Here is a 22,697-nt window from a genome sequence, read left to right on the forward strand (position 1 = left end):
GGTCGTTCAAAAATAATCAAATACATAATAATAATGCAGTTAAACCAAGCGCAAATTGAACAAGTAATAGCAAAATTCCCGCATAAAAAAGCAAGCAATATTGCACTTGTGCTTGTGGTTATTTATGTTGCTTATTTGGCAGCTCAATTAACGTGGATGCTCTGGCCAAAACCGCAACCACAAGCTATCTCGGTTACATCAGGTAGTGGCGGTACTAATGCATTTAATTACGATAGTGGTGATTTAGTTGCGCAAAATATCTTTGGCAGTGCAACGCAAAAAGAACAAGAACAGCGCAACGAGATTATTAGCGATGCGCCTGAAACAACATTAAATATAAAACTGACGGGTGTCGTTGCAATACCTGGCAATGAAAAAGCTGGCCATGCGATCATTGAAAGCCAGGGCTCGCAAGAAACTTATGCTGTTGCCGATTTGGTAAAAGGTACGCGCGCGAGGATAGAGACAATTTTTGCTGATCGCGTCATTATTAAAATAAGTGGTCGCTTTGAAACCCTAATGCTTGATGGTATTGACTATTCAAAAACGGTCAAACAACCTGTTAAAAAGCAAACAAAAACATTTAACCAATTGCGTGCTGTAAATGAATCCCCTGCCAAAGCAATTAATGCAACTCAAAACGCTAATATCAAGCAAGAACTAAAAGCTAAGCGAAGAGAATTACTTGAAGAGCCAGGGAAACTTTTCGATTACATCCGTATCTCACCTAAACGAGTAGGTGGAGAAATTGTTGGTTATAACTTAAGCCCAGGAAAAGATCCTAAATTATTCAAAGAAATGGGTTTACAAAGTGGTGACCTTGCAACCGCGATAAATGGTTATCAGCTGACAGATATGAAACAGGCTATGGCAGCAATAGGGGAGCTTAGGGAAGCGACATCTGCCACCATAGTAATCGAGCGCCAAGGGCAAATACTCGATGTACTATTTAGCCTAGAATAAGAATACGACTTGGAGTAACTAAATGAAAAGCTTGTTAAACCTCACTAAGGTTTGCAAAGGACTAAGCAAATATGCAGCTGTATTAGTAGCTGCAGGTGTTTCCTATTCGGCGCTTGCTGTGGAGTATTCCCCAAGTTTTAAAAACACAGAGATCACAGAGTTTATTAATGTTGTTGGTAAAGATTTAAAAAAGACCATCATTATTAATCCAAATGTTCGTGGCAAAATTAATGTACGCAGCTACGAGTCAATGAATGAAGAACTTTATTACGAGTTTTTCTTAAATGTGCTTGAAGTATATGGTTACACTGCAATTGAGATGGAAACCGGCTTTATCAAAATTGATAAAAGTGCTGATGGCCGCAAAAAGAATGTGCCTGTACTTGATGATGGCGAAGAAGTTACTGGGGATATGATGATCACCCGTGTTGTACGTGTAAAAAATGTTAGCGTACAAGAGTTAGGGCCAGTTGTTCGTCAGTTTAGTGACCAAAAAGGTGGTAGCCACGTAGCACAGTATACAGCTTCAAACGTAATGATGTTGACTGGTCATGCAGCAACAGTGAATCGTTTAGTTCAAGTTATTAAACAAGTTGACCGTGCAGGTGACCAATCAGTTGATATTGTGAAACTGAGCTATGCGACTGCGTCAGATGTTGTTTCTGTAGTTGAAACTATCTACAAGCCTGCCAGCGGCAAAAATGATATCCCAGCTTTTCTTATTCCTAAAGTCGTTGCTGATGAACGCACTAACAGCGTAATTGTAAGTGGTGAAGGTGAAGCGCGTGAGCGTGCTATTGAACTGATTAAACGCTTAGATAACGAGTTAGAAACGCAGGGCAATACAAAAGTATTTTATTTAAGCTATGCCAAGGCAGAAGATTTAGTAAAAGTGCTGCAAGGTGTCAGTAAGTCAATCAACGACGAGCAAAATCAAGGTAAAGCGAAAGCGCGTTCATCACGAAAAAATGAAATTAGTATTGAGGCGCACGAAGATACAAACTCTGTTGTTATCACCGCTAACCCTGATGTGATGCGCTCACTCGAAAAAGTAATAAAAGATCTGGATGTACGTCGAGCGCAAGTTTTAGTCGAAGCCATTATCGTTGAAGTACTTGAAGGAGATGGCATTAACTTTGGCTTACAATGGATTTCAGAACAAGGCGGCATGGTGCAGTTTAATAACGGCAGCAGCGCACCAATTGGTTCAATTGCAGCAGCTGCAGAAGTGGCGCGTGATAAAACCATTACTGACAATGTAATCGGTGGCGAAACAGGTAATGTAACCCCAATCGAGAAAACCGTAGAGGGTAACTTGGAACCTTTGGCTGGTTTGCTTAGCAGTATTAGTGGTTTAGCAGTAGGAATCGCGAAAAATGATTGGGCTGCAATTGTACAAGCAGTGGCATCTGATACTAATTCAAATATTCTTGCAACACCTTCAGTAACCACGATGGATAATGAAGAAGCTTCAATGTTGGTAGGTCAAGAAGTACCGATTCTTACTGGCTCAACGTCAAGCAGCAACAATACCAACCCATTCCAAACGGTAGAACGTAAAGAAGTGGGTGTAAAGCTGAAAGTAACACCACAAATCAATGAAGGTTCGGCGGTTCAATTAAAAATCGAACAAGAAGTTTCCAGTGTATCTGGTGCAACAGCGGTTGATATTTCAATTAACAAGCGTTCGATTAGCAACACTGTACTGGCCGATGACGGTAGCATGGTAATTCTCGGTGGCTTAATTGACGAAAACGTGCAAGAAAGTGTGCAAAAAGTACCTTTACTAGGTGACATCCCAGTACTGGGTCACTTATTTAAATCAACCTCTTCAACTAAGCAAAAACGTAACTTGCTGGTATTTATTCGTCCAACTATTTTGCGTGACAGCGATAGTATGAACAAACTAAGCCATGGCAAATATAACTTTATTCGTGGTGAGCAAGTTAAACGCAAAGATGATGGTATTGATTTAATGCCAAATGAAGTACCACCTGTACTGCCTGAGTGGAATGATGCGTTGGTATTACCACCAACTTATCAAGAGTTCTTACACGACGAAAATAAAAAGAACCAGAACGATGACTGAACTAGTTTCTGAGGTTAATACAGCGCCTGCGGTAACTGTTAAGCGTTTGCCGTTCAACTTTGCTAAGCGTTTTAACATCTTAATGCAAACTATCAATAATGAATTGGTCGTTAGCTATGCAGGCACGTTAAATCAGCAAGCTTTACTTGAGGTTAGGCGAGTTGCGGCTTCAAACTTTAGGCTAAAACAAGTTGATAGCAATGAGTTTGAATTACTGTTAGAAGCAGCATACCAGCGCGATAGCTCAGAAACCCAGCAAATTATGGAAGACATCGGCAATGAAGTGGACTTATTTTCATTAGCCGAAGAGTTACCGCAAACTGAAGACTTGCTTGCTTCTGAAGATGACGCACCGATCATTAAACTGATTAATGCCATGTTAGGTGAAGCAATCAAAGAAGGTGCTTCAGATATTCACATTGAAACGTTTGAGCAAAACTTAGTAATACGTTTCCGTGTTGATGGTGTTTTAAAGGAAGTGCTCGAGCCAAATAGAAAGCTTGCTTCATTACTTGTTTCACGTATCAAGGTAATGGCAAAGCTCGATATTGCTGAAAAACGCGTACCTCAAGATGGCCGTATTAGTCTTCGTATTGCTGGTCGCGCGGTGGATGTGCGTGTTTCAACCATGCCATCAAGCTTTGGTGAGCGTGTTGTATTACGTCTTCTAGATAAAAATAATGCCCGTCTAGATCTTGAAGATCTAGGTATGTCAGAACATAACCGTAAGACATTTGCTGAATTAATTCGCAAACCGCATGGCATTATTTTGGTAACTGGCCCAACGGGTTCAGGTAAAAGTACTACCTTGTACGCAGGTATGACCGAAATTAACACCCGAGACCGTAATATCTTAACGGTTGAAGATCCTATTGAATACGAAATTCCCGGTATTGGTCAAACACAGGTTAACCCTAAAGTAGATATGACCTTTGCTCGCGGTTTGCGTGCTATCTTACGTCAAGACCCCGATGTGGTGATGGTGGGGGAGATTCGTGATTTAGAAACAGCGCAAATTGGTGTACAAGCTTCCTTAACGGGTCACTTAGTATTATCAACGCTGCATACCAATACCGCTGCTGGCGCCATTACGCGTATGGAAGATATGGGTGTTGAGCCTTTCTTACTTTCCTCGTCACTACTAGGGGTGCTATCGCAGCGCCTAGTTCGTACTTTGTGTGACTGTAAGTCGTCACATGTTGCTGATGAGCGCGAGTGTGAATTGCTTGGCATTGAGTATGGTAAAGGCGTAGAAATTTGTCGTCCTGTTGGTTGTAGCGAATGTAATAACAATGGCTATAAAGGTCGAACAGGTATTCATGAATTACTGGTAGTCGATGAAGCGGTTCGCGAACTTATACATGATGGTAAGGGTGAGCAAGCAGTTGAAAAATACGTTCGCAAAACGACGCCGAGTATTCGCCAAGACGGGTGCAATCGAGTACTTGCAGGGCAAACGTCACTGGAAGAAGTACTTCGAGTAACGCGTGAGGAAGGTTAGTGGCTGCGTTTGAATACAAGGCACTTGATAGCCGAGGAAAAAACAAAAAAGGTCTGCTTGAAGCCGATACTGCTAAGCAAATAAGGAGTATGCTGCGTGAGCAAGGACTTACTCCACTTGAGGTAACCCAAGCTGCAGATAAAGAAAAACAGCAAGCTAAAAGTGGTGGCGGGCTCTTTAAGGCGAAAATTTCAGCCCATGAGTTATCCTTAATCACGCGCCAATTAGCAACACTTGTGCAGTCTGCATTGCCTGTTGAAGCTGCTGTTCTTGCTGTTGCAGAACAATGCGAAAAGCCTCGTTTAAAAAGCATGTTAATGTCGGTACGTTCAAAAGTCGTTGAAGGTTATAGCTTGGCTGAAGGCCTAGCGGAATTTCCTCATATCTTCGATCACTTGTACCGCGCTATGGTTGCCGCAGGTGAAAAATCAGGTCATCTCGATCAAGTATTAATGCGATTAGCTGACTACACGGAACAAAGACAGCATATGCGCAGTCAGATTACACAAGCTATGGTGTACCCAATTATTTTAGTGGTGTTTGCTGTAGCCATTGTTTCGATTTTGTTAGGAACAGTCGTACCTACCATTGTGAAATCGTTCCAAAGCTCTAAACTCGCATTACCTTGGACAACTGAAACAGTTATAGCAGCGAGTAACTTTATTCAAAATTATTGGCTTGCGTCAATTATTGCGATAGTGGCAAGTATCTTTGCTATCAAGCACACGCTGAAAAAGCCAAAAGCACGCTTTTGGTTTGACTCGCGCGTTCTGCAATTGCCATTTATCGGAAAAGTGGCGCGTGGTCTCAATACTGCTCGCTTTGCTAGAACTTTAAGCATACTTTCTTCTAGCTCTGTTCCCTTATTAGAGGGAATGCGTATATCAGGAGAAGTACTTGCCAATGAGAAAATGAAAGCTGCTGTTGCTGAAGCTGCGGTAAAAGTGAGTGAAGGTGCAAGTCTAAAAGCATCGCTTGACCAAACCAAGTTATTTCCACCTATGATGCTGCATATGATAGCCAGTGGTGAAAAGTCAGGTGAACTTGAGCAAATGTTAGAACGCTCAGCGGACAACCAAGATAAAGAATTTGAAGCGTTAGTGAATGTATCACTAAAGCTTCTAGAGCCATTAATGATTGCGCTAATGGCAGTCATTGTCATGTTTATTGTAATGGCAATTTTACAGCCAATTATGGCGATGAATAACGCGATTGGATAAGCGTTAAGTTTTATAGAGGTGTTAAATGAAAAAGCAAAGTGGATTTTCATTACTTGAAATCATGGTAGTTCTGGTAATTATTGGCATGATCATGGCCATAGTTGCGCCGAACATTATGGGTCAACAAGAAGAAGCAAAAATTGATAAAGCGCGTATTGATATTAGTGCATTAGAAGATGCAATGAATATGTACAAGCTACGTAATAACCGTTACCCAACTACTGAACAAGGTTTAGAAGCGTTAGTTGAAGAAACGACGATTGAACCTTTACCAAAGCGCTTTCCAGAAGGCGGTTTTATCGAGAAGTTACCGGTTGATCCATGGGAGAGCCCATATCAACTTGTTAGCCCAGGTGAATTTAGCAAAGTAGATATTTTCTCAATGGGCCCTGATGGTGTTGCAGGTACAGAAGATGATATCGGCAACTGGGATGAAGAAGACGAGCGCTAATTAATCGCGTGAGTTTATATCTATGAAAAAGTGGCAAAGCGGATTCAGCTTACTCGAAATTTTAGCGGTATTAGTAATTATCGGCTTTGCCATGAACCTCGTTGTGCTGACGCTCAACGATCAAGATGAAGAACAACTTGAGCAAGAAGCGCTTAAGCTTCACACCATGATAAACCTTGCATCTGAATACGCGGTAATGAACCAGTTTGAGCTTGGCTTTCATATTGATGAAAATACCAATACTTTCGAATTGCTGGCGTTTAACGGTGAAAAGTGGGTTGTGATTTCAGAACAAGATGTTCTGAAGCCTCATCAATTCAGCGAATTTATTAATGTTGAATTGGTGCTGGAAGATCTTCCTTGGGGCGAAGAAAATTTGCTACAACAAGTAGACTGGCGACAGCTTCTTAACAGCGAAGATGAAGAGAGCTTGTTGGAGCTCGAAAAAATGAAAATTCCGCAGGTGTTGTTACTATCATCGGGTGAAGTCAGCCCTTTCCAAATTGAACTCGAGTTAAAAGAAAACGACAGAGCAAAGCCTTACTTTATCAAAGGTGAGCTTATGGCACCTGTTGAGCTATCTCAGGAGCCGAGTGACAATGTCTAGTAGTCGCGGCTTTACGCTATTAGAGGTAATGGTCGCAATGGCAATTTGTGCGCTTGCGGGTATTGCAGCGATGAAAGCCGTTGGTGATCACATTAATCATCTTTCAAATATTGAAGAGCAACAGTTAGCGAGCTGGGTTGCTGAAAATCAGTTGGCGGAATTAACTTTAACTACAAGTTGGCCTCCTAGTGATGGCAAAACAGGTGATGAAGAGCAAGCAGGTGTGAAGTTCTACTGGCGTCACAAAATCACTAAAACAGAAAGTAACGATCTGCTTGAAGCGCGTGTAGTTGTCTATTCAGATGAAGCACGCAAACATGATGTGTATGAACTCATCACGTATATTACCAAGAATGGGGCTAACTAAATGCTGATGCGAAATCAAAAAGCGTTTGGTTTTACCTTAATTGAAGTGCTGGTGGCACTTGCTGTTTTAGCGATGATCACCTTAGCAAGCCATCAGATTTTATCTACTGCAATTAATGCTAATCAAAACTCTAAAGAAAAAGTGGCAGAAATTGGCGCTTTGAACACCGCATTTAGAATGTTGCAGCAAGATTTTACTCAGTTAGCACTGCGCAATACGCGCAATGAATCTGGTGACAGCTTAGAACAGTTCTTAGTGGCAGACCGTTTTTTGTTTGATAGCCAATATCATGGTATTGCTGGTGTGCGAGATGGCTGGAGTAATCCGGTGAATTTATTGCCGCGCAGCGAATTACAATTATTCAGCTACGTGGTAGAAGAAGACCATTTAGTTAGAAAATACCGTATTTATGTTGATTCACTCGATGGTACCGAGCCGAAAAGCCAAATACTGCTCGAAAATATTAAAGACTTTACCATTCGCTTTCGTGGAAATAATGAAACATGGGAAGAAAACTGGACGGTTCCGACCTTACCCAAAGCCATTAAAGTTGAAGTTGCGCTAGCGGATGATATTACCGTTAGCCGAATTTTTTTACTGCCTGAGCAGGAGTCTAAATCATGATGTTTAGACAGTCGGGTGCGGCATTGATCATCGTATTATTTGTCGTGGCAATGGCTGCCTCTTTGGCGGTTAAGATGAATGCGCGTTTAATGGTTGAAGTGCAGCGTTCAAGTAATTTGGTATTGCAGCAACAAGCACGTTGGTATGCTATGGCAGGTGAAGCATTAGCAAAACGCGTGCTGATTGAAGTTAAAAAAGAAAAAAACGATCATATCGACTTATCGCAAAAATGGGCTGTGGAAACGCCGCCATATCCAGTGGAAGATGGTACTATTGCAGGCAAAATTATTGACCTACAAGCGTGCTTAAACCTCAATGCAGTGCGCTTTGAACCGCAAAACAATGGCGGAACTCAAACCTTTAATGAAGCGCACAAGACATTAGAGGCGTTACTTGATCTTATTCCTGATTTACCGCTGGAAGAATCAAAAGAAACACTGGCTGATAGTGTCTATGATTGGCTCGATGTAGATAGTATGCCCAAGCGTCAAGGTGTCGAAGAAGGAGAATACATGTCATACAGTATTCCTTACATGACAGCGAACAATTATTTTGCCAGCGTCTCAGAATTGCGTTTGGTGCGAGGGTTTAATCCGATTGTGGTGGAAAAACTAAAACCATATGTTTGCGTAATCCCGCAAAGTGATACTTTTAAAATCAATGTAAATACTTTGCAGGCAGAGCAGAGTCTTTTATTGGCTGCAATGCTGAATATTTCAGAGAGCCAAGCTGAAACGATCATAAGCCAGCGTCCCGATGATGGCTGGGACCAACTGAGTAAATTTATCAGTGATGCAACACAAAATGGCGCACAATCATTAAATGATAAAGATGAGCGCTTTGTCACAAACAGTAATTATTTTGAAGCACATATCAAGGCTAGCTTCTTTGAAACGAATTTTGCGATGAAATCCATAATACATATAACAGATAATCAAAAAGTTAGTGTACTGGCGCGTAGATTTGGAGGCGTACAGTGAAAGAAACCTTAATGATTCGTTTAGGCCATACCCCTAACGATCCAATCCATTGGTTAATTAGCAATGCAGATGAGGCGATTGCAAGTGGCCAAATAAGTAATAGCTTAGCGTTGGAAGAGCTCAGTGAAAAAGCTAAAACACGCGATATTGTGGCCTTGTTGCCTGCAACTAAAGTGCAATTAAAAACGGTTAGTTTGCCAACCAAATTTAATCGCAAGCTTGAAGCTGCCTTGCCTTTTATGATGGAAGAAGAGCTTGCTTGTGAATTAGATGATGTGCTGATTAGTATTGGCGAGCCTTGCATGATTGACGACAAACATGCAATTCAAGTCTCTGTGTGTCAGCGCTCATGGTTTGAAAGCTGGCTTCAGGTATTAAAAACATCAGAATTAGCGCCTACACGTGTCTTGCCTGATGCATTGTTGCTACCACACTATGAAGACGCAGAGATCACAGCTACATCGCTCAGTGATACGTGGTTATTTAAACTTAATGATTGGCGAATTGCTGAAGTTGATACCAGTTGGGTAAATGACTTTCTTGTGACATTGGAAGACAAACCAATGGCGCATTTAAGCGATTTGGATTTTGTCTATTCAAATAGTATCAAAAAGCTTGAAGACTATGATTTACCGCTAGCTATTTTTGCAAAACAGTTACCTTCGCAAAGCTTTAATATGTTGCAAGGTGCGTTTCAGGTTAAAAAGCAAAGTACTGGTGCTTGGTCGCTTTGGCAAGTTCCAGCAATAGCGGCAGGAGTCGCGCTATTGTTTGGTTTAGTTTTGAAGGCGGTTACTGCGTATCAACTAGAACAACAAGTTGCAATTGCTAAAGCGCAAGCAATTGAGGCATATCAGCAAGCGTTCCCGGGTGGCAAAGTGAGACCAAATTTGATACGTCGCCAAATCCAAGGAAAGTTAGCACAGCTGTCTTCCGGCGGAGAAACGGGCTTTTTGTTTTTATTACATCATTTAACACCCGTCTTTAAAGATGTTGAAGGCTTTACACCTGAAACGCTTCGTTTTGACAGTAAGCGTGGCGAGTTACGTTTACGCGCCAGTGCAAAAGATTTTCAAAGCTTTAACCTTGTAAAGCAGCGATTAGAGCAAGCATCATTAACCGTTGAGCAAGGATCATTAAGTAATTCAGGTAATTTAGTGGTTGGCGAAATTAAAATTAAGGCAGGTTTATGAATCAATTAGAAACCTATTGGCAAAACCTTAAGCCAAACGAACAATTGTTATTAAAGTGTGCTGGAGCCATATTTGCGCTGTTTGTTATTGTGATGCTGATTATTCGCCCACTTAACAACAAAATTGAGAAAGCTGAAAAAGCATTACTTCAGCAGCAAGAGTTAGTGCAATACGTGAAACAAAGTGCAGCAAAAATTAAGGGCAGTGGTCAAGGTAAAGTGGCTGCAAGTGGCAGCTTAAGCCAAATTATTAATGTGTCTAGCCGCCGTGCACAAATCAATATCAGCAAGATGCAACCAAAAGATGATACCTTGCGATTAACAATCGAAGCCGTAGAGTTTAATAAACTACTGCCTTGGCTGGAGTCTTTGGTTGAGCAAAGTGGTTTAACAATTTCAGCTATCGATATAAACCGTGGTGCAGAACCCGGTATGGTTAGCATAAGTCGTTTGGTGGTTGAAAAGTAATATGAAGAAAACGATTTCACTCATTTTTTTATTTATTTTTTCGTTTATTGCTTTTGTGATTTATTTGGCTCCAGCATCAGTTGTGCTTGGCCTAGCGCAAAGTTATTTACCTCAAAATGTTAAGCTAGCAGGTGTAACTGGCACTATTTGGCAAGGACGAATTGCCCAAGCGCAATTTAATCAGCAGTTGATTGAAAAGTTAGCATGGCAACTTAAACCTCTGAGTTTGTTCACCGGTAATTTAGATGCAGACCTTAATTTCGGTAGCTTACGAGGTTTTGAGACACCTTATGGCAAGGCAAGTGTGCAATTACCCATTTCAGCTAATTCGATTGAACTGAGTCGTGCTAATGTGCGTTTGCCAACAAGCATGCTGATGCAGAATGTGAAACTGCCGATGCCATTACCTACTAAGGGTAACCTAAAAGTTAAACTGGATAAGGCTATATTTCCTTTAATGGATAAAACTAAATTATGTGATGAATTATCGGGTAATGCTGAAACTCATAATTTATCTGTCCAAGGGTTACAAGGGTGGATAGAGTTTGACACGATTCAAGGTAAACTCAGTTGTAATAATGGTGCGCTTGGTTTAAATATTAGTGAGCAAAACCAGCTGGGACTGCAGCTTGAGGCGCAGTATGGTCTTCGAGTTATGAGTATTAGTGGCTTTGTGAAGCCTGATGCAACCATGCCAAAGCAAGTACATGATGCCGTAAAGTTTTTGGGTAGACCTGATAATAATGGCCGTTACTCGTTTAAGTTTTAAGAAAAACCATGATTGAATTTAATCAAGCAGATAAATTAGCCCTAGCCAATTGGTTGGCCAGTGATGAAATGAATAAAGTTGCAATGCCGTTGGCACAGTTAGAGGGCTTTTTATTTGCTCTCGTTGCGGCGCCATCACCGATCATAGAAGATGTGTGGGTGAGCCAGGCTCTTGGTGAAAAAAGTGCTGAACTTGCAGATGATAAGTTGTTTGCGTTAATGGCATTTCATAATGACGTCAGTGAGCAAGTTTTTGAGCATGGGTATAACCTGCCTTCTCGTATTGAGATAGTGTCACCAAATAGTGCAAACCTAGCGAGTAATTCAGAGCTTCATTTATGGGCACATGGCTTTGCATTGGGAATAGCGCATTATATTGAGCCGATTGTGTCTAGCACCCAATTGAACTCAGAGTTAAGTGAAGCATTAGGCATGGCATTGGGTTACTTATGCTTTTTTGCAGATTTGTCCAATGATGCTAATTTGTGTGGCGATGTACTTGAATTGATTACATCATTTGCAGAGGGCTACGCTGAACTTATTGAAGCCTGTGTGCTTGATGCCGGTTTAGTGGTTGATGAGGACGATGGTGATTTCGCTTAAATGCTTTTCATTAAAAAGCGATTTTCTAGCTAAGATCACCAAGTACTATTAATCAATTTCTAAGGTAAGCTGTGTGCAACCTGTTTTGCAGCTTACCAAAAACTCAGCTTCTTTTTCATTTAGCTTCACACTAAGTGGTTTGTTACAACTAGTACAGTTAACTGCTTTGCCTTGTAACAGTTTCTTTAGTATCGCTTTTTGATCATTAAAGTTTTGAGCAAACTTTTTATTGAGCTGAGAAAAATCCATCATTATTTTTCAGTTTCTTCTCTGATAATTTTGCAAATCTGTCTTAAATCATCACCATAAAAATAAGAGTTAAGCTCTTTATTTCGACAATAACGTGTGTTGAATGAATCCATTTTTGGGTTTGTAGCAAATTGTTTATCTAAATAATCTTCAGCTGTTTGTGAAAGGCGAAGTTTTTCTTTAATGCGTTCGAGTGAGCGCCTTGCTTCTTGATCTGTTTTTACTTTGCTCGAATCACTTAATACGCCCATTATCTTGTCAAAAAGTTCTTGGCGAGGCTTGGCGATGCTCGGGTGATCAACACTCACTAGAATGAGTAGAATTAAGACAAATAAAAAGTAATTTTTCATAATATTTTTCTTTTTTTTGATTTAGCACCTATTTGCTGGTTATTTAGTTTAATAAAATGCATCGCACTAGCAAAGACAATTGTTATAATTAAACAACTTAAAAGAAGTTTGCACACCTAGGGGCGCCATGGACAAGCAAATTAAAGTCAAAAATATACCAACCGAAGTAAAGATTCATAAGCCAGATGCTGAAAAGTTTGATCGCTTTAATCCACGCAATCGCATTTATGTTCGTGCGGTGAAGGGGCTGCATCAAAAATTACGTAAATACCTAGGCTTTGTTGCTATGTTGAGTTTTATGCTTTTGCCATGGATAAGCTTCAATGGTCATCAAGCAGTGCTTTTCGATATCTTTAACCAAAAGTTTAATATTTTTGGTATGACGCTGTGGCCTCAAGATCTTACCATTTTGGCGTGGATTTTTATGATTGGTGCGTTTGCCCTGTTTTTAGTGACTACCTTTTATGGTCGAGTTTGGTGCGGATATATGTGTCCGCAAACAGTGTGGACATTTATCTTTATTTGGTTTGAAGAAAAGATTGAAGGCACGGCAAACCAGCGTAAAAAACTCGACCAACGCAAAATGGATTTTGATAAATTTTGGCGTAAATCGGCGAAGCATTTTAGTTGGGTGGCCTTTTCGCTATTTACTTCACTAACGTTTGTTGGTTACTTCACACCGATCCGTGAATTGATGGTCGATTTCTTTACCTTTGAAGCGACAGCTTATGCTGTTGGTGGCGTGCTATTTTTTACGTTTTGTACCTACGGTAATGCAGGCTGGATGCGTGAGATTATGTGTTTACATATGTGTCCTTATTCGCGCTTTCAGTCAGCGATGTTTGATCAAGACACCTTCACCGTAAGTTATGATGAAAAGCGTGGTGAGAACCGAGGTCCTCGTGGTAGAAAGCAAAATCCAAAAGAAATGGGACTTGGAGACTGCATCGATTGTAAAATGTGTGTGCATGTCTGCCCAACTGGCATCGATATTCGTAACGGTTTGCAATATGAATGTATAAACTGCGGTGCGTGTATCGACGCTTGTGATGAAGTGATGGAGAAGATGAATTATGACAAAGGTCTTATCTCTTACACGACAGAACGCAATTTAACCTCAGACAAGAAAACCCATGCCTTACGCCCTAAAATCATTGGCTATTTGGTGGTCATGTTGGTAATTTGCGGAATTTTTGTCGCCGATGTAATGACCCGAATCCCGATGGACTTAGATATAATTCGCGACCGAAATCAGCTTTACAGAATTAATAATGATGGGTTAGTGGAAAATACGTACACTCTAAAAATCCTCAACAAATCACAACAAGATCATAGCTACCAAATCTCGGTTGAGGGGCTAAATAATTTCACGATTATAGGTAAAACTGAAGTAAACATTCGTTCAGGCGAGTCGTACAGTTTACCGTTATCAATTGCGATTGACCCTTATGATTTAACAACACCTATTAGCGAATTTAATTTTGTGTTGCAACGTGTTGATCTACCTGACACACAACTTGCTCAGCCGAGTAAGTTCTTTAAAGGGCGTTAAATGTCAGCATTTGATTTTAGTGATTTAACACCTGATCGTATTTTAGATGCGATTGAAAGTATTGGTGTGTATCCAACATCAGGATTATTAGCACTCAACAGCTATGAAAATCGTGTCTATCAGTTTGTTGCGGAAGATTCTAAACGCTATGTTGTGAAGTTTTACCGCCCAGAGCGTTGGCGTACAGAGCAAATTCTAGAAGAGCATGATTTTAGCTTTGAGTTACTAGAAGGTGAGGTGCCCGTTGTTGCACCAATTAAACGCGACAACACAAGCCTATTCGAATATCAAGGCTATCGTTTTGCTTTGTTCCCGAGTGTCGGTGGCAGAACATTTGAAGCGGATAACTACGATCATTTAGAGGTTTTAGGACGCTTTATAGGCCGTTTGCATAATGTTTCTAGCACTAAACCTTTCACAGTTCGACCAACCATTAGCAGCCAAGAATTTTTACATGATGCAAGAACTTCGCTAATAGACAGTAATTTAATTACTCCGAGCTTAGAAACGCCTTTTATTACAGTGTTAGATCAGGTGATAGCATTAGCTGGTGAGAAATATCAGCCAAATAACGTGATCCGCTTGCATGGAGATTGTCATATTGGCAATATTCTGTGGACTGGTAATGAACTGACATTTGTCGATTTAGATGACGCACGTCAAGGACCTGCGGTGCAAGATTTATGGATGATGTTAAGTGGTGACGAACAAGAACAACGGATACAAATGGATACCCTTTTGTGTGCGTATGATGAATTCTCTTCGTTCGACTTAAAAGAACTGCACCTAATTGAACCTTTACGTGCTCTTCGTATGATAAATTACATGGGATGGCTCGCTAAGCGTTGGAAAGATTTAGCATTTCAACGGAACTTTTCATGGTTTGCATCAGACAAATACTGGGAACAACAAATATTAAGTTTAAAGGAGCAATTGGCTGCGTTGCATGAAGCACCGTTAAAGCTTTTGCCATAAGAGAACCCTATGACTAAGAAGTTATTTTTTATTGTTGCACTAATTTTTCCGCTTGCACTGTTTGCATCGGAGTTTAAATTTGAAGAGGGTGAGCACTTTTCCCTCATTAAAACAGAAAAATCAGAAAAGCCTCAGGTAACTGAATTCTTTTCATACTACTGTCCACACTGCTATAACTTTGAAATGATTGCTCAGCGTTTAAACAAAGAGCTACCAGAAGGAACGTTTGTAAAAAGTCATGTTAATTTCTTAAGAGGAATTACACCTGAAACACAATCGTTGCTTTCAACCGCTTATTTAATTGCGAAACAAGCTGGCAAGGCGAACGAAGCAAGCGATGCGATTTTTTCGTTTATTCACCGTAACCGCGGCAGCTTCTCAACAATCGATGATGTGCGTCGTTTATTTGTTTTAAACGATGTGATGACTGAAGAAAAATTTAAACAGTTAGCAGGTAGTATGGCAATTACTGCACAAGAGCAGTACATGGTTGAACAACAAAACCGCTTTGCAGAATTAAATGCACTAACTGGCGTTCCAACTTTTATCGTTAACGACATTTACCGCATTGAGCTTACCAGCATCAAATCATATGATGAATTGAAGGCTCTGGTTGAATACTTATTAAAAAAATAACGGAGTAAGAAATGAAAGCATTTTTTAAAGCTGCACTTTTAGCTTTAGCATTGCCGGTTGTGGCAATTGCAAACCAGTACCAAGAAGGTGTGCATTATGATGTGATCTCTGATCGCGCTACTAAGAAACCAGAAGTGACAGAGTTTTTCTCATTCTATTGCCCTGCATGTAATAATATGGAAAACGTAATTTACGATTTAAAACCAATGTTAAATAAAGACGTGACCTTCAAAAAGGCACACGTGAATTTTATGGGTGGTAAATCAAAAGAAAATCAAGAAATGCTATCGCAAGCGTTAGCTACAGCAGAAGTTCTTCCTGAGAAAGATCAGCTAATTGCAGGTATTTTTAATCATATTCATGGTGAGCGTAAAAGCTTTAATGAAGTGGCAGATATCAAAGATGTATTTGCTGCAAAAGGCGTTGATGCTGCAACCTTTGAAAAATACTACAAAAGCTTTGGTGTTCGCACGAAAACAAAGAAGATGAGTAAAGAGCAGGAGTTTTACAAAAGCAAAGGTGCTCTAGGTTCAGTTCCTACATTTATTGTAAATGGTAAGTATAAAGTTAACTTTGGTCGTAAGTCAGACATCGCAAGTGCAGAAGATATGGCTAAGTTAATTAACTACCTTGCTCAGAAGTAGTTTTTAACATTATTTAAAAAGGCGCGATTTAAGCGCCTTTTTTTATGTCTGAAATCAAGGCTTAAAAAGTTGCACCCATTCACTCAAAGAGCTGAATATGCTATTGGGATAGATATGATGTAAACAGCGTTTAGTATATCTTTTTAGAGAAATGAGATAAGACACTCCACCTTGCTAACGTTTAACTTATACTGCGCTTGTTATGATCTCATACTCAACATTTTTGCTATAAAAAGGGGGCTAATTCACTGGTAATTATAACGTTCTATGCTTGACTTAAAGAATGCAACAAAGCAGGACGTTAAAATGGATTCGAGAGAGCAAACTGTCTTTATATTTGATCATAACGAAGAGCAACGAAGCACCACACAAAAATGTATTGAGTATCTCTGGGCGGGTCGTATTTTTACAACCGGTGATCTTGTGCGGCTACAAGGTGAAATTGTTCAAGGGACCAGTGATGATACTTTAGTGATATCAATTAATTCGTTTAGTGATATTGATATGCCTAGCTGGTTACTGGGTACGGGTTTTAAAGGGCGTTTAGTGTTGTTGTTAGCTGAAGGGGATGCTGTTCCAATTTTCTTACCTTGTCAGCTCATCGCACAAATTAATAAACCCGTCAAATTGAGTGATTTTAACCAAGTGTTTAGTCAACGCGCCGTGACCGAAAAAATAATCGATAAGGAAAAACTCGAAACTCTTTTGGCGCGTAGAGACAGTATCAACCTTGATTTTCAACCTGAGTTTCGCAGTCAAAATGAAAAGCTTTCTGGATTTGAGTGCCTGGTAAGATTTCAAGAAAATGGTATTAAGCTAAGCACAAAAGAAGTCATGGATGCCATTGAAAAGCATCAGCTAATTCATCTTTTTAGTGATGTTTTCTTTAAACGGATTGCAGAAGTGCTGCCGGCATTCAGTAGTGTAAGGTTATCGATTAATTTATCGCTTATCGACTTAGGTCAATATGATTTGTACCAGGTAATGTCTCAATACCTCAATATTGCAGGTATTAATCCAAGCAAAATCATTTTTGAGTTTCCACTTGATGCATTTTACAGCTCAAACAGCAAAGTGATCGGCTTACTTGCAGGCTTAAAAGAACAGGGTTTTGGTTTAGCAATTGATGGTGATGATGATGTATTGCACAAACTTGAAAAGCTTCCTTTGGTAATCGATGAAGTAAAAGTGCCTGTTGCGCAATTACAAAAACTAGACAAAGAAGACACTGATAAGGTGGCCAAGTTTTATCATCATAACAGTGTGGATTTTGTATTTGTAAAAATAGAAAGTTATCAACAACAAAAATTGGTACAAAATAATTTTACGCGTAGTTTTATGCAAGGGTATTACCTTGCGCCACCTATTCCTGTAAATCAGGTATTTGAAATGTTGAAAAATAACTGTGTAAATTAAAAAAGTTTAATTATTTTTTTTATGCAGGGTGCTTAGTGTAATTAACTAATAAATTTTTGGTTTGACTGTTTTTGGTTAATTTATTCTTTATTGGGTGTTTAGTTGTTTTAATAATTTCAAGTAATGGCGTTTAATTCGCTTTTTGTGGTTTTTTTATGCTTGTCATGCGTGGGTTCTAATGGTTAAATTGACTCAGTTAATGATGGAAACCAAATAAATATGTCTTACAACACGATTAGCCTACTTCTAAATAACCTCTTACTGCTTAAGTGCAGAAGCGGGGCTTAGTGTGTTTGACTGAAAAGTTTGCAAAAACCCCGCTAAATGCGGGGTTTTTTTATGTTAGGGCAAAGGTACTGGTATGAGCGATAAAATTTGGATATTTGATACAACGTTACGAGATGGCGAGCAAGCCTTAAAAGCGAGTCTTACAGAGGATGACAAGATTCAGTTAGCGCATGCAATTAGTCGCCTCAACGTAGATGTAATGGAAGTGGGTTTCCCAGTTTCTAGCCCAGCTGATTTTAGAGCCGTTGAGCGCATAGCTCGAGAAGTTAAAGGGCCAGCTATTTGCGGTTTAGCCCGTGCCGTCGAAAAGGACATTGAAGCCTGTGGTCTTGCCTTGCGACCTGCAGAAAAGAGCCGTATTCATACCTTTATTGCAACCAGCCCTTTGCACTTAGAACATAAACTACGTATGAGTTTAGATGATGCAACTGCGATGGCTGTTCGTTCAATTAAACAAGCACGACACTATACTGATGACGTAGAGTTTTCATGTGAAGATGCAGGGCGCACTCCACATGCTGATTTATGTCGTATTGTAGAAGCTGCAATAAACGCGGGCGCATCAACAATCAACTTACCAGATACTGTTGGTTATGTTACGCCTGACGAATATGCGGCGATGATTACACATTTAATGAATAATGTGCCCAATATTGATAAAGCGCGATTAAGCGTGCATTGCCATAATGATTTAGGTTTAGCGGTTGCAAACTCTATTGCTGCAGTACAAGCCGGTGCACGACAAATTGAATGTACAGTGAACGGTATTGGTGAGCGCGCAGGCAACTGTTCACTTGAAGAAGTATCGATGATCTTAAAAATGCGTGAAGATCACCTTAAATTACATACCGATATTGTTAGTGAAGAAATTTACCGCGCGTCACGCCAAATTAGTCAAATCTGTAATATGCCTGTGCAGCCGAATAAAGCGATTGTTGGTGAGAATGCGTTTGCACATAGTTCAGGTATTCACCAAGACGGTGTGCTTAAAGCACAAAATACCTATGAAATTATGTCGCCGGAAACCGTTGGTGTGCCCAACAATCAGTTAAATATGACCTCGCGTTCAGGTCGTCACGTTATCCAGCATCGCTTAAGTGAATTAGGCTACCAGCCTGAAGATTATGATATGGATTCATTATACGAAAGCTTTCTAGCCTTGGCAGATCAGAAAGGCACAGTCTATGACTATGACTTAGAAGCAATGATTTATTTCAATAATCAATCAAATGAAAGCGATTTTTATCAATTATCTTTTGTCCATTCCACATCAAATTCACAGTCAGTTGCTAGTAGTAGTGTTGGTATGACAATTGGTGGAAAAGAAATGACAGAAGCAGCTACAGGAAATGGGCCGGTAGAGGCATCGTTTAAAGCTATTAAACGTATGACTAATATGGATATTGAAATTATTGAATATAATTTAGATGCAACAGGCCAAGGGGAAGCGTCTCTTGGGCAAGTAGACATTATCGCTAAATTTGATGGTCGCCAATACCATGGTGCAGGTTTAGCTGCAGACATTGTTGAAGCGTCAGTACGGGCTTTAATTCGAGTTCACAACTTAATTCATCGTGCACAACAAGTGTCCGATTTAAAACTACAAAGGAAAGCAGTATGAGCAGTCAAGCAAGTTACGATATTGCAGTATTAGCAGGTGACGGTATTGGACCGGAAGTAATGACCGCGGCTATTGATGTACTAAGTGCCGTAAGTGAAAAATTTAACTTCTCGTTAAGCTTAAATCATCATGCAATTGGTGGTGCAGCCATTGATCAATTTGGCAAAGCACTGCCTGACACAACGTTGGCTGCGTGTGAGCAAGCAGATGCAATTTTATTTGGCTCAGTGGGTGGACCAAAATGGGAAGGGTTACCGCCAGCAGAGCAACCAGAGCGTGCATCGTTATTACCGTTACGCAAACACTTTGGCTTGTTTTGTAACTTACGTCCGGCACAGTTATTACCAGCATTAAGTGCCGCTTCACCATTACGTGCAGATATTAGTTCGAAAGGCTTTGATATTTTATGTGTACGTGAATTAACGGGGGGTATTTATTTTGGTGATAAAGGCCGTAGTGGAGAAGGTGCTGAAGAATATGCATTCGATACACAAACATACTCGCGCAAAGAAATAGAACGCATCGCGCGCTTTGCATTTGAAGCGGCAAAATTACGCGCTAATAAAGTAACGTCTGTTGATAAAGCGAACGTGCTGGCATCAAGCGTGTTATGGCGAGAAGTGGTTACGGAAGTAAGTAAAGATTACCCCGATGTAGCACTTGATTATATCTACATTGATAACGCAACAATGCAGCTGGTAAAAGAGCCAAGTCAATTTGATGTGCTGTTATGCGATAACTTGTTTGGCGACATTCTTTCTGATGAATGTGCAATGATCACCGGATCTATGGGCTTATTGCCTTCTGCAAGCTTAAATCAAACGGGTTTTGGTTTATATGAACCTGCAGGCGGCTCTGCGCCTGACATTGCCGGCAAAGGCATTGCCAACCCGATTGCGCAAATTCTAAGTGCAGCATTAATGTTACGTTATTCGCTTAAACAAGATGAAGCTGCGCGTACCATTGAGAAAGCCGTTGCTGAAGCTGTAGCTGCTGGGGTAGGTACACCAGATATTTATCCATCTGCTGGCTACACCACACGCGATGTTGCAAAAGAAATCATTGCACGTATTTAATTTTTATTTGGCCTGAAACTCAGGCCACCGTCACCAAAACTAGCAAGGGGAATGACGTGGCTCAGACCTTATATGACAAAATTTGGCAGTCGCATAAAGTGATTGCAATTAACGATGAGAGCGATTTGCTATACATCGATAGACACTTAGTCCATGAAGTAACATCACCACAAGCATTTGCTGGTTTACGTGAAGCAAATCGTAAAGTGCGTTGTCCAGAAAAAACATTTGCGACTATGGACCACAATGTTTCAACTAAGAGCCGCTCTTTGGATGCTGCTAGTGAAGTATCTAAAAATCAGTTGGTTGCATTAAAGGAAAACTGCGAAGAATTTGGCATTGTACTGTACGATTTGAATTCAATTAACCAAGGTATTGTGCATGTAATGGGGCCGGAACAGGGGATTACCTTACCCGGTACAACCATTGTGTGTGGTGATAGCCATACCTCTACCCACGGTGCTTTTGGTGCGTTAGCTCATGGTATTGGTACTTCTGAAGTTGAACATGTATTAGCAACGCAAACCCTTCAGCAGAAAAAAGCTAAGAGCTTAAAAATCCAAATAGATGGCCAAATCAATCTAGGTGTAACCGCAAAAGACATTATTTTAGCGGTGATAGGTAAATTAGGTACTGCTGGTGGTACAGGGTATGTTGCAGAATTTTGTGGTGAAGCAATTAGTGCGCTTTCTATGGAAGCACGCATGACATTGTGCAATATGAGCATTGAAATGGGTGCTAAAGCAGGCTTAATTGCACCGGATCAAGCTACATACGACTATCTTGAAGGGCGTCCATTTGCGCCTAAAGGTGATGATTGGCATCAAGCGGTTGCATATTGGCAAACCTTAAAGAGCGATGATGATGCTGTATTTGACCAGACTGTTATTTTAAATGCACAAGAGATACAACCGCAAGTGACATGGGGCACGAGCCCAGAGCAGGTGATTGGTATTGATCAAACAATTCCTGATCCTGACGCGCAAAGTGATTTGATTAAAGCCGATGCGATTCGACGTGCACTGGCTTATATGGATTTACAACCAGGTCAAAAAATTGCAGATGTCGACGTTGATACTGTATTTATTGGCAGCTGTACTAATAGCCGTATAGAAGATTTGCGAGCTGCAGCTTCTTTAGTGAAAGGGAAAAAAGTGGCTGAAGGTGTTGAAGCCTTAGTTGTACCTGGATCTGGCCTTGTTAAACAACAAGCGGAAGAAGAAGGGTTAGCGGATATTTTCAAACAAGCTGGTTTTGAATGGCGTGAGCCGGGTTGTTCAATGTGCTTAGCAATGAATGACGACCGTTTAGGTGCGGGCAAGCGTTGTGCTTCAACGTCTAACCGTAATTTTGAAGGTCGCCAAGGTCGTGGTGGGCGTACCCACTTAGTTAGTCCTGCAATGGCAGCCGCAGCGGCAATTCATGGTCGTTTTGTTGATATTCGAGGAGGAATCTAATGAGTGTTTTTCATAGCGGATTAATGGCGCCACTTGATAAAAATAATGTCGACACAGACCAAATTATTCCTAAGCAGTTTCTAACCTCAACCAGTCGTGACGGTTTTGATAAAGCGCTTTTTTATGATTGGCGCTATTTGGAAAATGGTGATGCCAACCCTGAATTCATTTTAAATGAAGCGCGCTATCAAGGAGCAAGTGTGCTGCTTACACGTGATAACTTTGGTTGTGGTTCATCCCGTGAACATGCGCCTTGGGCGTTAAAGCAATACGGTTTCACGGTGATTTTAGCTGAAAGCTTTGCCGATATATTCTTCAATAACTGCATGAATAACCAAATGTTAGCAATTGCACTTCCAAGCGAGACGCTCGATAAGTTATTCGCGGTAACCGAGCAAATTGAGCAAGTGAATGTGGAGATCGATTTAGAAAACCAAGTTATTAAGAGTGAGCAATTTGATGATATTGGTTTTAGTATTCGTCCTGATATTAAACAGCGTTTGTTATCAGGGCTTGATTTTATCGGTGTAACTGAAACGTTAAACGATAAAATAGATGCGTTTGAACAACAACTTGCAAGCCAAAGGGCTTGGCAATAAT

At 40.5% G+C, this 22,697-nt stretch carries 24 protein-coding genes; 22 read left to right on the plus strand and 2 right to left on the minus strand.

What is annotated here, in order from left to right; genetic code table 11:
• The first annotated feature begins 33 nt into the window (after positions 1–33).
• From gspC to OM33_RS04525, 13 genes are read left to right on the plus strand one after another with little or no spacing between them, the layout of a single operon-like run.
• Positions 34–963 carry a type II secretion system protein GspC gene (gene gspC / locus OM33_RS04465; RefSeq protein WP_038639230.1) on the plus strand — a complete coding sequence of 310 codons (930 nt, stop codon included), beginning with the start codon at positions 34–36 and terminating at the stop codon, positions 961–963.
• A 22-nt stretch (positions 964–985) separates the two neighbouring features.
• A complete protein-coding gene (gene gspD, locus OM33_RS04470) occupies positions 986–3,052 on the plus strand; it encodes a type II secretion system secretin GspD (RefSeq protein WP_038639234.1) in 2,067 nt (688 codons plus the stop codon).
• The gene (gene gspE / locus OM33_RS04475; RefSeq protein ID WP_052140893.1) at positions 3,045–4,553 is read left to right on the plus strand and encodes a type II secretion system ATPase GspE; all 1,509 of its coding nucleotides are present in this window, start codon (positions 3,045–3,047) and stop codon (positions 4,551–4,553) included. Before gspD ends, gspE begins: the two co-directional genes overlap by 8 nt.
• Positions 4,553–5,773: a type II secretion system inner membrane protein GspF gene (gene gspF / locus OM33_RS04480; RefSeq protein ID WP_038639237.1), complete on the plus strand. Its 1,221-nt coding sequence runs from the start codon at positions 4,553–4,555 to the stop codon at positions 5,771–5,773. The genes gspE and gspF overlap by 1 nt, the downstream gene beginning before the upstream one ends.
• A 25-nt stretch (positions 5,774–5,798) precedes the next feature.
• A complete protein-coding gene (gene gspG / locus OM33_RS04485) occupies positions 5,799–6,224 on the plus strand; it encodes a type II secretion system major pseudopilin GspG (RefSeq protein WP_038639241.1) in 426 nt (141 codons plus the stop codon).
• 22 nt (positions 6,225–6,246) lie between these two features.
• Entirely contained in the window at positions 6,247–6,831 is a 585-nt protein-coding gene (gene gspH, locus OM33_RS04490; RefSeq protein ID WP_038639244.1) for a type II secretion system minor pseudopilin GspH, read from the plus strand.
• Positions 6,824–7,198 (plus strand): type II secretion system minor pseudopilin GspI, encoded by a 375-nt coding sequence (gene gspI, locus OM33_RS04495; RefSeq protein WP_038639248.1) that lies wholly within the window; start codon positions 6,824–6,826, stop codon positions 7,196–7,198. The genes gspH and gspI overlap by 8 nt, the downstream gene beginning before the upstream one ends.
• Entirely contained in the window at positions 7,199–7,822 is a 624-nt protein-coding gene (gene gspJ / locus OM33_RS04500; RefSeq protein WP_052140894.1) for a type II secretion system minor pseudopilin GspJ, read from the plus strand.
• A complete protein-coding gene (gene gspK / locus OM33_RS04505; RefSeq protein ID WP_081991006.1) occupies positions 7,819–8,802 on the plus strand; it encodes a type II secretion system minor pseudopilin GspK in 984 nt (327 codons plus the stop codon). The genes gspJ and gspK overlap by 4 nt, the downstream gene beginning before the upstream one ends.
• Positions 8,799–9,995 (plus strand): type II secretion system protein GspL, encoded by a 1,197-nt coding sequence (gspL, locus tag OM33_RS04510; protein WP_038639251.1) that lies wholly within the window; start codon positions 8,799–8,801, stop codon positions 9,993–9,995. Before gspK ends, gspL begins: the two co-directional genes overlap by 4 nt.
• Positions 9,992–10,462, plus strand: coding sequence for a type II secretion system protein GspM (gspM, locus tag OM33_RS04515; protein ID WP_038639254.1), 471 nt, complete (start codon positions 9,992–9,994; stop codon positions 10,460–10,462). Before gspL ends, gspM begins: the two co-directional genes overlap by 4 nt.
• 1 nt (position 10,463) lies before the next feature.
• Positions 10,464–11,231, plus strand: a complete 768-nt coding sequence (locus tag OM33_RS04520) for a type II secretion system protein N (RefSeq protein ID WP_038639257.1) — start codon at positions 10,464–10,466, stop codon at positions 11,229–11,231.
• Positions 11,232–11,239: 8 nt separating this feature from the next.
• Positions 11,240–11,833: a UPF0149 family protein gene (locus OM33_RS04525; protein ID WP_038639260.1), complete on the plus strand. Its 594-nt coding sequence runs from the start codon at positions 11,240–11,242 to the stop codon at positions 11,831–11,833.
• A gap of 48 nt (positions 11,834–11,881) precedes the next feature.
• On the opposite strand, the gene OM33_RS04530 is transcribed toward OM33_RS04525, so the two are convergent.
• Both OM33_RS04530 and OM33_RS04535 read right to left on the minus strand, forming a co-directional pair.
• Positions 11,882–12,085 carry a hypothetical protein gene (locus OM33_RS04530; RefSeq protein ID WP_234402723.1) on the minus strand — a complete coding sequence of 68 codons (204 nt, stop codon included), beginning with the start codon at positions 12,083–12,085 and terminating at the stop codon, positions 11,882–11,884.
• Positions 12,085–12,432: a hypothetical protein gene (locus tag OM33_RS04535; protein ID WP_038639263.1), complete on the minus strand. Its 348-nt coding sequence runs from the start codon at positions 12,430–12,432 to the stop codon at positions 12,085–12,087. The genes OM33_RS04530 and OM33_RS04535 overlap by 1 nt, the downstream gene beginning before the upstream one ends.
• Before the next feature lie 127 nt (positions 12,433–12,559).
• Here OM33_RS04535 and ccoG point away from each other — a divergent pair, with 127 nt between their 5' ends.
• The 9 genes from ccoG (at position 12,560) to leuD (ending at position 22,696) form a co-directional block, all read left to right on the plus strand.
• A complete protein-coding gene (ccoG, locus tag OM33_RS04540; protein ID WP_038639265.1) occupies positions 12,560–13,984 on the plus strand; it encodes a cytochrome c oxidase accessory protein CcoG in 1,425 nt (474 codons plus the stop codon).
• Positions 13,985–14,959: a serine/threonine protein kinase gene (locus tag OM33_RS04545; protein ID WP_038639267.1), complete on the plus strand. Its 975-nt coding sequence runs from the start codon at positions 13,985–13,987 to the stop codon at positions 14,957–14,959. It abuts the gene before it with no gap.
• Between the two features lie 9 nt (positions 14,960–14,968).
• Positions 14,969–15,595 (plus strand): thiol:disulfide interchange protein DsbA/DsbL, encoded by a 627-nt coding sequence (locus OM33_RS04550; RefSeq protein ID WP_038639272.1) that lies wholly within the window; start codon positions 14,969–14,971, stop codon positions 15,593–15,595.
• 11 nt (positions 15,596–15,606) lie between these two features.
• Positions 15,607–16,239, plus strand: coding sequence for a thiol:disulfide interchange protein DsbA/DsbL (locus OM33_RS04555; RefSeq protein WP_038639274.1), 633 nt, complete (start codon positions 15,607–15,609; stop codon positions 16,237–16,239).
• A 306-nt stretch (positions 16,240–16,545) separates the two neighbouring features.
• Positions 16,546–17,655 carry an EAL domain-containing protein gene (locus OM33_RS04560; protein WP_199922504.1) on the plus strand — a complete coding sequence of 370 codons (1,110 nt, stop codon included), beginning with the start codon at positions 16,546–16,548 and terminating at the stop codon, positions 17,653–17,655.
• Positions 17,656–18,016: 361 nt separating this feature from the next.
• Positions 18,017–19,564: a 2-isopropylmalate synthase gene (gene leuA, locus OM33_RS04565; RefSeq protein ID WP_038639278.1), complete on the plus strand. Its 1,548-nt coding sequence runs from the start codon at positions 18,017–18,019 to the stop codon at positions 19,562–19,564.
• Positions 19,561–20,640: a 3-isopropylmalate dehydrogenase gene (gene leuB / locus OM33_RS04570; protein ID WP_038639281.1), complete on the plus strand. Its 1,080-nt coding sequence runs from the start codon at positions 19,561–19,563 to the stop codon at positions 20,638–20,640. Before leuA ends, leuB begins: the two co-directional genes overlap by 4 nt.
• Before the next feature lie 56 nt (positions 20,641–20,696).
• The gene (leuC, locus tag OM33_RS04575; RefSeq protein ID WP_038639283.1) at positions 20,697–22,097 is read left to right on the plus strand and encodes a 3-isopropylmalate dehydratase large subunit; all 1,401 of its coding nucleotides are present in this window, start codon (positions 20,697–20,699) and stop codon (positions 22,095–22,097) included.
• Positions 22,097–22,696, plus strand: a complete 600-nt coding sequence (leuD, locus tag OM33_RS04580) for a 3-isopropylmalate dehydratase small subunit (RefSeq protein WP_038639286.1) — start codon at positions 22,097–22,099, stop codon at positions 22,694–22,696. Before leuC ends, leuD begins: the two co-directional genes overlap by 1 nt.
• The last annotated feature ends 1 nt before the right edge of the window (position 22,697 follow it).

The sequence above is a fragment of the Pseudoalteromonas piratica genome (assembly GCF_000788395.1).
Classification (GTDB): domain Bacteria; phylum Pseudomonadota; class Gammaproteobacteria; order Enterobacterales; family Alteromonadaceae; genus Pseudoalteromonas; species Pseudoalteromonas piratica.

Coding starts and splice junctions, on each gene's coding strand:
- gspM (WP_038639254.1), top strand. CDS start 9,992: ATGAATCAATTAGAAACCTATTGGCAAAACCTTAAGCCAAACGAACAA.
- gspK (WP_081991006.1), top strand. CDS start 7,819: ATGATGTTTAGACAGTCGGGTGCGGCATTGATCATCGTATTATTTGTC.
- OM33_RS04550 (WP_038639272.1), top strand. CDS start 14,969: ATGACTAAGAAGTTATTTTTTATTGTTGCACTAATTTTTCCGCTTGCA.
- OM33_RS04525 (WP_038639260.1), top strand. CDS start 11,240: ATGATTGAATTTAATCAAGCAGATAAATTAGCCCTAGCCAATTGGTTG.
- gspH (WP_038639244.1), top strand. CDS start 6,247: ATGAAAAAGTGGCAAAGCGGATTCAGCTTACTCGAAATTTTAGCGGTA.
- gspD (WP_038639234.1), top strand. CDS start 986: ATGAAAAGCTTGTTAAACCTCACTAAGGTTTGCAAAGGACTAAGCAAA.
- gspG (WP_038639241.1), top strand. CDS start 5,799: ATGAAAAAGCAAAGTGGATTTTCATTACTTGAAATCATGGTAGTTCTG.
- gspE (WP_052140893.1), top strand. CDS start 3,045: ATGACTGAACTAGTTTCTGAGGTTAATACAGCGCCTGCGGTAACTGTT.
- ccoG (WP_038639265.1), top strand. CDS start 12,560: ATGGACAAGCAAATTAAAGTCAAAAATATACCAACCGAAGTAAAGATT.
- leuB (WP_038639281.1), top strand. CDS start 19,561: ATGAGCAGTCAAGCAAGTTACGATATTGCAGTATTAGCAGGTGACGGT.
- gspJ (WP_052140894.1), top strand. CDS start 7,199: ATGCTGATGCGAAATCAAAAAGCGTTTGGTTTTACCTTAATTGAAGTG.
- OM33_RS04545 (WP_038639267.1), top strand. CDS start 13,985: ATGTCAGCATTTGATTTTAGTGATTTAACACCTGATCGTATTTTAGAT.
- OM33_RS04560 (WP_199922504.1), top strand. CDS start 16,546: ATGGATTCGAGAGAGCAAACTGTCTTTATATTTGATCATAACGAAGAG.
- gspI (WP_038639248.1), top strand. CDS start 6,824: ATGTCTAGTAGTCGCGGCTTTACGCTATTAGAGGTAATGGTCGCAATG.
- OM33_RS04555 (WP_038639274.1), top strand. CDS start 15,607: ATGAAAGCATTTTTTAAAGCTGCACTTTTAGCTTTAGCATTGCCGGTT.
- leuD (WP_038639286.1), top strand. CDS start 22,097: ATGAGTGTTTTTCATAGCGGATTAATGGCGCCACTTGATAAAAATAAT.
- gspC (WP_038639230.1), top strand. CDS start 34: ATGCAGTTAAACCAAGCGCAAATTGAACAAGTAATAGCAAAATTCCCG.
- OM33_RS04535 (WP_038639263.1), bottom strand. CDS start 12,432: ATGAAAAATTACTTTTTATTTGTCTTAATTCTACTCATTCTAGTGAGT.
- OM33_RS04520 (WP_038639257.1), top strand. CDS start 10,464: ATGAAGAAAACGATTTCACTCATTTTTTTATTTATTTTTTCGTTTATT.
- leuA (WP_038639278.1), top strand. CDS start 18,017: ATGAGCGATAAAATTTGGATATTTGATACAACGTTACGAGATGGCGAG.
- OM33_RS04530 (WP_234402723.1), bottom strand. CDS start 12,085: ATGATGGATTTTTCTCAGCTCAATAAAAAGTTTGCTCAAAACTTTAAT.